Origin of the sequence: Sphingobium phenoxybenzoativorans, from assembly GCF_018286635.1 — a bacterium.
GTDB lineage: Bacteria > Pseudomonadota > Alphaproteobacteria > Sphingomonadales > Sphingomonadaceae > Sphingobium > Sphingobium phenoxybenzoativorans.
This window is the reverse complement of record NZ_CP073910.1, coordinates 3,045,531-3,058,763: the sequence shown is the minus strand read 5'-3', so window position 1 is coordinate 3,058,763 and position 13,233 is coordinate 3,045,531. Positions and strand designations below refer to the sequence as shown.

The window sequence follows — 13,233 nt, the reverse complement described above, 5'->3', positions numbered from 1 at the left end:
CCTGCCCTTCTAGACCCGGTAACCTGCGATCCGCTGCGCCAGGATGCGGCCCACGAACATCACATTGCCGATCAGGTAGCGGCCGGTCAGCCGGCGGGGTTCCTGAATGAGGCGGTACAGCCATTCCAGCTTCCGGCGGCGCCAGGACATCGGCGCGCGCTTGAAGCGGCCAGTGATGAAGTCCAGCAAGGCGCCGACGCAGATGGTGACGCCCGGAATATCGGCATAATGGCGTGACGCCCAGATTTCCTGGCGCGGCTGGCCCATGCCCACCAGCACCAGATTGGCCCCCGATTCCCGGATCATCTCACAGATATTGGCATCTTCATCGCCGCCGAAGAAGCCGTGATGGTAGCCAGCGACAGTGACCGCCGGGAACTTCTGACCGATATGGTCGGCTGCGGCGCGCGCCACTTCCGGCGTGCTGCCCAGGACGAAAACCGAAAGCGCGCCGCCCGCCTTCGCGAGCAGATGGGGCACGAAGTCCGTGCCGTTCAGATTTTCCGGGAATTTCTCGCGATAGAGAATCTTGCTGGCCAGATCGACGCCTACGCCGTCGTTCAGGACGGTGGCGTTTTCCAGCGCCTTTTCCATCTCCGGATAGCGGGCGGCCACGTTGATCGTATGCGCGTTGGCGAACGTCACCATGGTCGGCGTACGCGATTGCGCCGCGCGGGTGATGAAATCCGTCGCGCTGTCATAACTGTGGACGTCGACATGCACGCGGCCGATGCGTCTGCGGGTCAATCCCAGCACCTCACGATAGGTCCGTTCATATTTGTCCGCGACATCCTTCCACGCGAACGAACTGACCGCGTTTTGGATATTTTCGTCCGTTGCGCTGTTTTCAAACTTTTTCAAGTCGCTCATGAGCCTTGCATTCCCGTCGGCCCAGCTTTTCGGGTCTGTGAAATCAAAGAGTGTGCCATATCCAAGCCGCTCGACGATGGCGTGATAAGGCGGAATGGAACTGAGTAGAGGATAAAGACCGGCCGACGCGGCCTCAACCGCGGCGAGGCCGAAGCCTTCATAGGTCGATGCACTGACAAAAAGCTTGCTGCGTCCGATGAGAGCGGACAGCTCCTCGTCTGGCGGTGACTCGACGATTGTTACTTGACCGGCGATTCCCAGCCGCTCGATCTCCGCATTCAAATCGGCAATCTCCACGCCCATCGGCTGACCTGCGATGATCATGTTCCAGCCGGGCTGACCCTTAAGGAAATTGGCGAACCATTGCAGGGTGGTGATAAGGCCCTTGTTGGGTGCAAGACGGCCGAAATAGATGATGGTCTGTCCCGCGCGGGCGGACACGCCGGCAAACTTGCCAATGTCGACGGCATTCTGGATTTCGACGACGCCCTCCTTGCGCACCTGCCGGAACACGCGGGCATCCTCCGCGCTGCACGCAATGACGGCGCGATAGCCGGTCAGCGTCATCCGCGTAATTGTCTCGAAATACAGGCGCTTGAAGAACTGCATGAAGGTCGTGTGGAAGAAACCGCCATGCGTCGTCAGAACCAGCTTCTTGCCATGAAGAAGGCGGGTGAAGGAGAGATAATCGCAGAAGAAGTCGATCGCGTGCACATGCACAATATCCGCATCGTCGAGGTAATTTATCACTGTCGGCGCAATGGGATAGCGCTTGGTTCCGAAAAACGGGATGCGCCGGATTTCGATGCCGCGATGATTGTCAACGTCTGGAAGTGGCGCCGGAATCTTGGAGTTGAAGATTCTGTCGAGCGATACGGTGCGAACATTATGGCCGTCGCTGACCTGTTTCAGCGCGAGGTCCTTGACGAAATTCTCCAGTCCTCCGACTCCGGGGGAGAACTGCCGCGTAACATGGATGATTTTCAGTGACTTATCGTTCTGCATGCTGACATCCCGCGGGTCGTAACCATGCATAGCAGGACGGACCGACCTTTTCCGTATTGAATTCATACCTTCGGCCCGATGGCCCACTATGGCACATGGCGGACTATGGAGGAAATTGGTTGAGATATCATTAAGCTATCGAAATCTTTGAAAACATCTCGCATCTGCGGTATAGCTTTTCTTCTGTTCAGATTATGATCTGGATATATAGAGAAAAAAATTTTCATCTCTTGCGATATTACTTTCTTTATCTTCTGAGATGAAGAACATTCTTTTATCTGCTTTTTTGTTTATTTATGTGCCGTGCAGCAATTTCTCTCGTCACCTAAACTTTGCTGTGATGTTTGCGGCGGGGCGATAGGGTGCGCTCTAACGAGAGGGGCGTCGTCCAGGGGAGGGGGCGCATGCATCAAGCAACCGTCCATCGGCTTCTGATATCCGCAAAAATCTTTCAGCGACTCGGATTCGCCGATTCGGCCTATCGACGAAAAGAATCGGTTCGTCGCGAGCGAAATTAACTATTGTGACACAAGGATTTGCTGGCCATTCTTGCAAATCAAGCCGCAATTAGCACGACTCAACGCCGAATCTTACCTGTTCCAGATTGGAACAGTCGCATTCGGGTTGACCCGTTCGAGACTCCTGACTTACCCAAAATGCCCTTTGGCAAAGTCCGGCCGAGCGCCGCCTACTGACAGCTGCGGATGCGCCAAAGGAACAAAGGAATGGGTCGCTATGGTTTCCAAGCTTGATGACAGCATCACCGCCCGGATTGCGGGAAGGAGCGCGGTCGAAACAGCAGCTTCTACACATGCAATATCCCATACCGCGCGGCAGTCCAGCGGAGAATTCCAGCGATGACCATGGTTCAGACGCCTTTGCGCATCGGCAAGCATGCGCTGAAGCTTGAAGCGCCTCTTACAGCCCCGAAACGTCGGGTCGCTGCGCCTGCAAGAAAGAGCGCGGCGCTGGCGGACACGCTGTTTGGCATAGAAGTGCTGAGGCCGCAGGGCTGGGTGCCGCTGACGGTTCGTCTTGGGCGCCGGGTGCGGACATTCGGATCGATGGCGGAAGCGATGGACGCTTGCATCCTGCATTGGCGCAGGACGGGGCACGGCGCACGGCCTTTCCGGATGCTCGACCGCTAAGCGACAGTGATAGCGGAATTATAACTGGCGCTGGTCACCGCCCGGTACTGAATAATGATCAAATAAAAAAGGCCCCGCCGGTTGTCCGGCGGGGCCTTTTTCCTTGTCCTTTCGGACCGAGTTTATTCCATATCCTCGGTCGTGAAGTCCTCGCCCTGGACCGCGCCAAGCGGATCGTCGCCGATCGCCGCTTCCGGGCCTTGGGCCAGTTCCGCCGCATGCTCGGCCGCCGCGCTGGCAGGCGCGATCAGATCAGCCTGGAAGGTGCGGAGCTGAGCGCGCATGGCTGCGTCGCGGCTGGAAGCGACGACGCGCAGGCGGTTCATGCCAGCGCCAGTGCCCGCCGGGATCAGGCGGCCGACGATGACATTCTCCTTCAGGCCGACGAGCGTGTCCTTCTTGCCCTGGACCGCCGCCTCGGTGAGGACGCGGGTGGTTTCCTGGAAGGATGCCGCCGAGATGAAGCTGCGGGTCTGCAGCGACGCCTTGGTGATGCCGAGAAGGACCGGCTTGCCCTGCGCCGGCTGCTGGCCGGGTGCGAGCTTCGCGTTGATCTCGTGCATTTCCTCCGCGTCGACCTGTTCGCCGGCAAGCAGCGTGGTCTCGCCGCCATCGGTGATCTCAACCTTCTGCAGCATTTGACGAACGATCGTCTCAATGTGCTTGTCGTTGATCTTCACGCCCTGCAGCCGATAGACTTCCTGGATTTCGCTGACCAGATATTCGGCCAGCGGCTCGATGCCGAGGACTTCCAGAATGTCATGCGGGTCGGGCGATCCGCCGATCAGGTTGTCACCGCGCTTCACGAAGTCGCCTTCCTGAACGTCGATCACCTTGCTCTTGGGGATCAGATACTCGACCGGATCGCTGCCATCCTCAGGCACAATGGCGATCTTGCGCTTCGCCTTATAGTCCTTGAGGAACTGCACGCGGCCGGAGATCTTCGCGATGATCGCGTTGTCCTTCGGCTTGCGGGCCTCGAACAGCTCCGCCACGCGCGGCAGACCGCCCGTGATGTCGCGGGTCTTGGCCGCTTCGCGGCTGACACGGGCCAGGACGTCGCCGGCCTGCACCTGCTGACCGTCCTCGACCGAGAGCGTGGCGCCGATGGCGAGCATGTAGCGCGCCGCTTCGCCGCTGCTGTCGTCGAGCAGGGTGAGGCGGGGGCGCAGATCCTCCTTGGTGCGCGCTGCGCCGCGATGCTCGGTAACGACGCGCTGGGCGATACCCGTCGCTTCGTCCGTCTGCTCCGCCAGCGTCTTGCCGTCGATCAGGTCGACATATTTCACGATACCCGGCTTTTCCGTGATCACTGGCATGGTGAACGGATCCCACTCAGCGATGCGATCGCCCAGCTTCACCTTGGCGTTGTTTTCGAACAGGATCGTCGCGCCATAGGGCAGACGATGGACCGCTCGCTCGCGGCCTTCCTGATCGATGATCGCCAGTTCACCGTTGCGGGCAAGCGACAGGCGGCGGCCACGGCTGTCCGTGATCGTCGGCATGTCGCGCAGTTCCAGCGTACCGTCCGCAACCGCTTCCAGGTTCGACGTTTCGTTGAGCTGCGCCGCGCCGCCGATGTGGAAGGTGCGCATGGTGAGCTGCGTACCCGGCTCACCGATCGACTGCGCGGCGATGACGCCGACAGCCTCACCGATGTTCACCGGCGTACCGCGGGCAAGGTCACGGCCGTAGCACTTGCCGCAGACGCCCATCTTGCTCTCGCAGATCAGCGGGCTGCGGATCTTGACGGCCTGCGTGCCGATACCCTCGATCTTGGTGATCAGGGCTTCGTCAAGCAGCGTGCCTTCAGGAATGGCGACGCTGTTATCCTTCGGATCGATGATATCCTCTGCCGTGGTGCGGCCCAGAATACGCTCACCGAGCGACGCGATAACGGAACCGCCCTGAACGATCGCCTTCATCTCCAGAGCGCGGTCAGTGCCGCAATCTTCCTCGACGATGGTGCAGTCCTGCGACACGTCGACCAGACGGCGGGTCAGATATCCTGAGTTTGCCGTCTTGAGCGCGGTGTCGGCCAGACCCTTACGGGCGCCGTGGGTGGAGTTGAAATATTCAAGAACGGTCAGACCTTCCTTGAAGTTCGAGATGATCGGCGTTTCGATGATCTCGCCCGACGGCTTGGCCATAAGGCCGCGCATACCGGCAAGCTGCTTCATCTGAGCCTGCGATCCACGAGCGCCCGAATGCGCCATCATGTAGATGGAGTTGATCGGGGCCATGCGGCCAGTCTGCGGATCCTTGGGCTGAGCGCGGATTTCGTCCATCATGGCGTTCGCGACCTGGTCGCCGCAACGGCTCCAGGCGTCGATCACCTTGTTATACTTTTCCTGCTGCGTGATCAGGCCGTCCTGATACTGCTGCTCATAATCCGCGACCATCGCCTTGGTCTCGTCGACGGTGGCTTCCTTCGAATCCGGGATCACCATGTCGTCTTTGCCGAACGAAATGCCGGCCTGGAACGCGTGGCGGAAGCCCAGCGCCATGATGGCGTCGGCGAACAGCACCGTGTCCTTCTGACCGGTGTGGCGATACACCTCGTCGATCACGTCGCCCACATCCTTCTTGGTGAGGAGGCGGTTGACGGTGTCGAAGGGCACCTTGTGGCTTTGCGGCAGGCATTCGCCGATCAGCATGCGGCCCGGCGTGGTTTCGAACCGCTTCATGTAGCGATTGCCGTTCTCGTCGGTCTGCGGCACGCGGCTGATGATCTTCGAATGCAGCGTCACCGACTTGGTGAACAGCGCCTGATGCACTTCCTGCAGGTCGCCCAGCATCATGCCTTCGCCCGGCTCGCCTTCGCGCTCCATCGACAGGTAATAGATGCCCAGGACCATGTCCTGCGAAGGCACGATGATCGGCTTGCCGTTGGCGGGCGACAGGATGTTGTTGGTCGACATCATCAGGACGCGCGCTTCCAACTGGGCCTCAAGGCTCAGCGGGACGTGCACGGCCATCTGGTCACCATCGAAGTCGGCATTGAAGGCCGAGCAGACCAGCGGGTGAAGCTGGATCGCCTTGCCCTCGATCAGCACCGGTTCGAAGGCCTGGATGCCAAGACGGTGAAGCGTCGGCGCGCGGTTCAGGAGAACCGGATGCTCGCGGATCACCTCGTCCAGGATGTCCCAGACTTCCTTGCGCTCCTTCTCGACCCACTTCTTCGCCTGCTTCAGGGTCATGGAGAGACCCTTGGCGTCGAGGCGTGCGTAGATGAACGGCTTGAACAGTTCGAGCGCCATCTTCTTGGGCAGGCCGCACTGATGCAGCTTGAGTTCCGGACCGGTCACGATGACCGAACGGCCCGAATAGTCGACGCGCTTGCCGAGCAGGTTCTGACGGAAGCGGCCCTGCTTGCCCTTCAGCATGTCGGACAGCGACTTAAGCGGACGTTTGTTGGCGCCCGTGATGATGCGGCCGCGGCGGCCATTGTCGAACAGGGCGTCGACAGCCTCCTGCAGCATGCGCTTTTCGTTGCGGACGATGATGTCCGGCGCGCGCAGCTCCATCAGGCGCTTCAGGCGGTTGTTGCGGTTGATGACGCGGCGATACAGGTCGTTAAGGTCCGAAGTCGCGAAGCGGCCGCCATCCAGCGGCACCAGCGGACGCAGTTCCGGCGGAATGACCGGAACGACGTCCAGGATCATCCATTCCGGGCGGTTGCCGGAATCGATGAAGCTCTCAACGACCTTCAAACGCTTGATGATCTTCTTGGGCTTCAGCTCGGACTTGGTTTCGGCCAGGTCCTTGAGCAGGATTTCCTTCTCGCCTTCCAGGTCGAGGTCCATCAGCATCTGCTTGACGGCTTCCGCGCCGATGCCGGCCGAGAAGGCGTCCTCGCCATACTCGTCCTGCGCGTCGATCAGCTCGTCTTCGTTCAGAAGCTGATACTTCTCCAGCGGGGTCAGGCCCGGCTCGATGACGATGTAGCTCTCGAAATAGAGGACGCGCTCAAGCTGCTTGAGTTGCATGTCGAGCAGCAGGCCGATGCGCGAGGGCAGGGACTTCAGGAACCAGATGTGCGCGACGGGCGCGGCCAGTTCGATATGGCCCATACGCTCACGGCGGACCTTTGAAACCGTGACTTCGACACCGCATTTTTCGCAGACGATGCCCTTATATTTCATGCGCTTATACTTGCCGCACAGGCACTCATAATCCTTGATCGGACCAAAGATGCGCGCGCAGAACAGACCGTCACGCTCCGGCTTGAACGTGCGGTAGTTGATCGTTTCGGGCTTCTTGATCTCGCCGAAGGACCAGGACCGGATGCGCTCTGGCGAGGCAAGGCCGATTTGAATCTGGTCGAAGGTTTCCGGCTTGGCGACCGGGTTGGCGAAGTTGGTCAGTTCGTTCATGTTTCAATCCCCATTGAGGGCAAATCTTCGGGCGGAGCGGTTGGAAGGGACGCCGCCTCTGCAGGGCAGCGTCCCAATTCCGGTTATTCCGCAGCCTCTGGCAGTTCGTCCGGTCCGCTCATGTCTTCCAGCGCAGCCAGTTCGACGTTCAGACCCAGCGAGCGCATTTCCTTCACGAGCACGTTGAAGCTCTCCGGGATGCCGGCCTCGAACGTGTCGTCGCCCTTGACGATGGCTTCGTAGACCTTGGTGCGGCCGACTACGTCGTCCGACTTCACCGTCAGCATTTCCTGCAGCGTGTAGGCGGCACCGTAAGCCTGGAGCGCCCAGACCTCCATTTCACCAAAGCGCTGGCCACCGAACTGCGCCTTGCCGCCCAGCGGCTGCTGGGTGACGAGCGAGTAGGGGCCGATGGAACGGGCGTGGATCTTGTCGTCGACAAGGTGGTGGAGCTTCAACATGTAGATGATGCCCACGGTCACCTTGCGGTCGAACTTGTCGCCCGTGCGTCCATCATACAGGTCCGACTGGCCGGACGAGTGGAGACCCGCCAGTTCCAGCATCGCCGACACGTCGCCTTCACGCGCGCCGTCAAATACCGGCGTACCCATCGGAACGCCGCTGGTCAGATTTTCGGCCAGTTCAACGATCTGCTTGGCATCGCGCGCCTCGATCTCCGCGACATAATGGTCGCCATACACCGTCTTGAGGCGATCCTTGACCGCTTCCGGCATCGCGCCACCGGCGCCGTCCGGGTTGGCCTCACGCCAATCTTCGAGCGCATGCTTGATCTGCTGGCCAAGACCGCGCGCGGCCCAGCCCAGATGCGTTTCGAAGATTTGACCGACGTTCATGCGCGACGGCACGCCCAGCGGGTTCAGCACGATGTCGACATGGGTGCCATCTTCAAGGAACGGCATGTCCTCGATCGGCAGGATGCGCGAGATGACGCCCTTGTTGCCGTGACGGCCGGCCATCTTGTCGCCCGGCTGCAGCTTGCGCTTCACCGCGACGAAAACCTTCACCATCTTGAGCACGCCCGGAGGCAGCTCGTCGCCGCGCTGCAGCTTGTCGACGCGATCCTCGAACTTCTCGACGATGGACTTCACCGCCTCGTCATACTGCGCCTTGACGGCCTCGATCGCCGACTGGCGGCTGTCATCCGCAACCGCGAACTTCCACCATTCGTAACGCTCGACTTCCTCAAGCAGCGCCTCGTCGATCTCAACGCCCTTCTTGACGCCCTTGGGGGCAGCGGTGGCCGTCTGGCCAAGCAGCATGTCCTTCAGGCGGTTGAAGGTCGCACGGTTCAGAATGCCGCGCTCATCCTCACGGTCCTTCGCGAGACGGTCGATCTCCTCGCGCTCGATCGCCATCGCGCGCTCGTCCTTGTCGATGCCGTGGCGGTTGAACACGCGGACCTCGACAACCGTACCGGCAACGCCCGGCGGCAGGCGGAGCGAGGTGTCGCGCACGTCGCTGGCCTTTTCGCCGAAGATGGCGCGGAGCAGCTTTTCTTCCGGCGTCATCGGGCTTTCGCCCTTCGGCGTGATCTTGCCGACCAGGATGTCGCCCGGCTCAACCTCTGCGCCGATATAGACGATGCCCGCCTCGTCGAGGTTGCGCAGGGCCTCCTCGCCGACGTTCGGGATGTCGCGGGTGATGTCTTCCGGCCCAAGCTTGGTGTCGCGGGCCATGACCTCAAACTCCTCGATGTGGATCGAGGTGAAGACGTCATCCTTCACGATCCGCTCGGAGATCAGGATGGAGTCCTCATAGTTGTAGCCGTTCCAGGGCATGAACGCGACGAGCGTGTTCCGGCCCAGCGCCAGTTCGCCAAATTCGGTGGACGGGCCGTCGGCGATCACGTCGCCGGCGTTGACCAGCTCACCGACCTTCACCAGCGGACGCTGGTTGATGCAGGTGTCCTGGTTCGACCGCTGGAACTTCATCAGCGTGTAGATGTCGACGCCCGACTTGCCGGGTTCGACGTCGCCAGTGGCGCGGATAACGATACGGGTAGCGTCGACCTGATCGACGATGCCCGAACGCTTGGCCGAAATGGCGGCGCCGGAATCGCGTGCAACCGTCTCCTCCATGCCGGTGCCGACGAACGGCGCCTCGGCCCGGACAAGCGGAACCGCCTGACGCTGCATGTTCGATCCCATGAGCGCGCGGTTGGCGTCGTCATTCTCCAGGAACGGAATGAGCGATGCAGCAACCGACACTAGCTGCTTGGGACTGACGTCCATCAGCGTGATGTGGTCCTTCGGCGCCATCAGGAATTCGCCGGCCTCACGAGCGGATATCAGGTCCTCGACGAAGCTGTTGTCCGCATTGAGTTCCGCGTTCGCCTGCGCGATCGTGTGCTTGGCTTCTTCCATAGCCGACAGGTAGACGACCTCGCTGGTCACCTTGCCGTCGATCACCTTGCGGTACGGCGTTTCGATGAAGCCGTACTTGTTCACCCGGCTGAAGCTGGCGAGCGAGTTGATCAGACCGATGTTCGGTCCTTCCGGCGTCTCAATCGGGCAGATGCGGCCATAATGGGTCGGGTGAACGTCGCGGACTTCGAAGCCTGCGCGCTCACGGGTCAGACCGCCCGGCCCAAGGGCCGAAACGCGGCGCTTGTGGGTGACTTCCGAGAGTGGGTTCGTCTGGTCCATGAACTGCGAAAGCTGCGAGGAGCCGAAAAATTCACGCACGGCGGCCACGGCGGGCTTCGCGTTGATCAGATCGTTCGGCATCACGGTCGACACGTCAACCGACGACATGCGCTCCTTCACGGCGCGCTCCATGCGGAGCAGGCCGACGCGATACTGGTTCTCCAGAAGCTCGCCGACCGAACGCACGCGGCGGTTGCCGAGATTGTCGATGTCGTCGATTTCGCCCTTGCCGTCCTTCAGGTTCACCAGCTCCTTGACGACGGCAAGGATGTCCTCGCGGCGCAGGGTGGTGACCGTATCCTCGGCATCAAGGTCGAGGCGCATGTTGAGCTTTACACGGCCCACGGCCGACAGATCGTAGCGCTCCGGATCGAAGAACAGGCCGTCGAACAGCGCTTCGGCGGTCTCGCGCGTCGGCGGTTCGCCAGGGCGCATGACGCGATAGATGTCTGACAGGGCCTGGTCGCGATCCTCGGCCTTGTCGGCCTTCAGCGTGTTGCGGATCCAGGGGCCGGTGGTGACATGATCGATGTCGAGCAGTTCGAGGCGATCGATGCCAGCCTTGTCCAGCTTCTCCAGATTTTCGGGAGAAACCTCGTCGCCAGCCTCGATGTAGATCTCGCCGGTCTTTTCGTTGATGAGGTCATAGGCCGAATAACGGCCGAAAATTTCCTCGGTCGGGATCAGCAGCGTTTCAAGACCGTCCTTGCCGGCCTTGTTGGCGGCGCGGGGCGAAATCTTCTGACCCGCCGGGAACACGACTTCGCCGGACTTGGCGTCAACAATGTCGAATGCCGGCTTCTGGCCGCGCCATGCCTCGACGGCGAACGGGATCTGCCAGCCGCCTTCGCCACGCAGGAACGTGACCTTGTTGTAGAAATAGCCAAGGATGTCCTCGGCATTCAAGCCAAGCGCGAACAGCAGCGCAGTGACCGGCAGCTTGCGCTTGCGGTCGATGCGGACGTTCACAATGTCCTTGGCGTCAAATTCGAAGTCCAGCCAGGAACCGCGATAGGGAATAACGCGGGCGGCAAAGAGATATTTGCCCGACGAGTGGGTCTTGCCACGGTCATGGTCGAACAGGACGCCCGGCGACCGGTGCATCTGCGACACGATGACGCGCTCGGTGCCGTTGATGATGAAGGTGCCGTTGCCGGTCATGAGCGGCATGTCGCCCATGTAGACGTCCTGCTCCTTGATATCGAGCACGGAGCGGCTGTCGGTGTCCTGATCCACCTCGAACACGATGAGGCGCAGGGTTACGCGCATCGGCGCGGCGTAGGTGATACCACGCTGGCGGCATTCCTCGGTATCGTATTTCGGGTCTTCCAGCTCGTAATGAACGAAGTCCATTTCGGCGGTGCCGGCGAAATCGCGGATCGGGAACACCGACCGGAGCGTCTTTTCCAGGCCGGATACATAGCCGATGGAAGGGTCGGAACGAAGGAACTGCTCGTAGGATTCGCGCTGCACTTCAATCAGGTTCGGCATCTGAACCACTTCGTGGATGTCGCCGAAGACCTTGCGGATGCGCTTTTTTGCGGTCTGGGGGAGAGCTGCCTTGGTCGCCATGTATTTTCCTGTCGCTTTGGTCGCAATTTTTTCCGCATCGCAGCGAAATTTCAGCCTGATTCGTTAGCCTTAGCCACGAAAAAAAGTGCGGGTCGGGACTGTCCGAACCGCACTGCCAGCGTCTTGTAGAACCTCCACTTGCACCCCATTCGTCTCGGTTCGTGCGCAAATCGAACCTTGGCCCGGGTGAGGGGAGGGTGACCGTTTTCGTACCATTATGGCACAGGGCCGATCGACCTTCGGAAGCGCATATAGGGATATTGTTGGACTTTGAAAAGCCCCCCGAAGGAGGTTTTCCGTCAGTTCCGCAAAATGCCAACGGCGACAGGCCCAAGCAGAAAGACCATGACGATGATGGACGCAGCGATCAACCAGTGGCGCATTGCCGGGCTGGATATTTCCGGGATCTTGTCGTCCGGTTTCAGGCGCACGGGCTGAATCCCATCAGCCTTTCAGGGCGTCCGTAACCCGGCGAACCTCCTGCGCCTTGCCGCGCGGGAGGATGAGGATGTCGGCACCGGAGACGACGACGATCAAATCCTCGACATCGACCAGCGCAACGCGCGGCCCATCCGTATGCACAAGGCATCGCGAGGCGCCGAGGGCAAGTACGTCACCACGAACCGTGTTGCCTGCCGCATCGGGCGCGGAAATGGCGTGAAGCGAGTCCCAGCTACCGACGTCCGACCATCCCATCGCCACCGGTACGCAGGCGACCTTCTCCGCCCGTTCCATGATGGCATAGTCAATGGAATCGGAAGGGCTGGCCGCAAAGGCCTCCGCATCAGGGAACAGGCGGCTGCCCTCCCGCACGGCGCCATCGACGGAAGCCTGAATGGCGGTGAGCATGTCGGGCTGGAATTGCGCCAGCGCCGCCAGAAACGCGTCGGCCCGGAACAGGAAGATGCCTGCATTCCAGGCATAGCCGCCCTCGGCAAGCATGGCTGCGGCGCGATCGGCATTGGGCTTTTCGACGAAGCTTGCGACCTTGTTGACGCCGGCGGCGAGGGCGTCGCCCATGCGGATATAGCCATAGCCGGTCTCCGGGGCGTCGGGTTCTATACCGAATGTCACCAGCCAGCCATCGGACACCAGGGGTAGAGCCTTGGCAATGGCTGCGTGGAAGGCAGGAAGATCAGTGATCACATGGTCGCTTGGCATGACGAGCAGCGCGGCGGCGGGATCATTGGCGGCGATGGCGGCGAGCGCGATGGCGGGGGCCGTGTTACGGCCGAACGGCTCCAGCACGATCAGCCCATCGGGCAGACCGACGGCGGAAAGCTGTTCCTCTATCATGGCCGCATGCGCCGTATTGGCGACGATGATCGGCCGGCCCGACCCGACAATGCCCTCCATGCGGAGAGCCGTGAGCTGCAGCATTGTCTCCTCGCCGGTGAGTGCGAGCAACTGCTTGGGGCGTTCGGGGCGGGACACCGGCCAAAGCCGCGTTCCCGATCCGCCGGACAGAATGACCGGCACGATCGCGGGGGTCGTGGACGGTTGTTCTATCGCTGGCATCGAATCGCTCCTGTACTCATGCTGGTACGACATGACCTGCTATTCTTAAGATTAGACTCACCTTGCCGCGATGATTTG

The 13,233-nt window shown here is 60.9% G+C and carries 5 protein-coding genes; 1 reads left to right on the top strand and 4 read right to left on the bottom strand.

What is annotated here, in order from left to right; genetic code table 11:
* Positions 1 to 9 precede the first annotated feature (9 nt).
* On the bottom strand, positions 10 to 1,875 hold the full coding sequence (locus KFK14_RS15130; protein ID WP_212608222.1) for a WecB/TagA/CpsF family glycosyltransferase: 1,866 nt from the start codon (positions 1,873 to 1,875) through the stop codon (positions 10 to 12).
* A gap of 857 nt (positions 1,876 to 2,732) precedes the next feature.
* Here KFK14_RS15130 and KFK14_RS15125 point away from each other — a divergent pair.
* Entirely contained in the window at positions 2,733 to 3,023 is a 291-nt protein-coding gene (locus tag KFK14_RS15125; RefSeq protein ID WP_070155956.1) for a hypothetical protein, read from the top strand.
* A 122-nt stretch (positions 3,024 to 3,145) separates the two neighbouring features.
* On the opposite strand, the gene rpoC is transcribed toward KFK14_RS15125, so the two are convergent.
* From rpoC to KFK14_RS15110, 3 genes are all read right to left on the bottom strand, one after another.
* A complete protein-coding gene (gene rpoC / locus KFK14_RS15120; protein WP_212608221.1) occupies positions 3,146 to 7,399 on the bottom strand; it encodes a DNA-directed RNA polymerase subunit beta' in 4,254 nt (1,417 codons plus the stop codon).
* Positions 7,400 to 7,482: 83 nt separating this feature from the next.
* Entirely contained in the window at positions 7,483 to 11,637 is a 4,155-nt protein-coding gene (gene rpoB / locus KFK14_RS15115; RefSeq protein WP_070155953.1) for a DNA-directed RNA polymerase subunit beta, read from the bottom strand.
* Between the two features lie 444 nt (positions 11,638 to 12,081).
* Positions 12,082 to 13,155 carry a mannose-1-phosphate guanylyltransferase/mannose-6-phosphate isomerase gene (locus KFK14_RS15110; RefSeq protein ID WP_171905834.1) on the bottom strand — a complete coding sequence of 358 codons (1,074 nt, stop codon included), beginning with the start codon at positions 13,153 to 13,155 and terminating at the stop codon, positions 12,082 to 12,084.
* Positions 13,156 to 13,233: the final 78 nt, after the last annotated feature.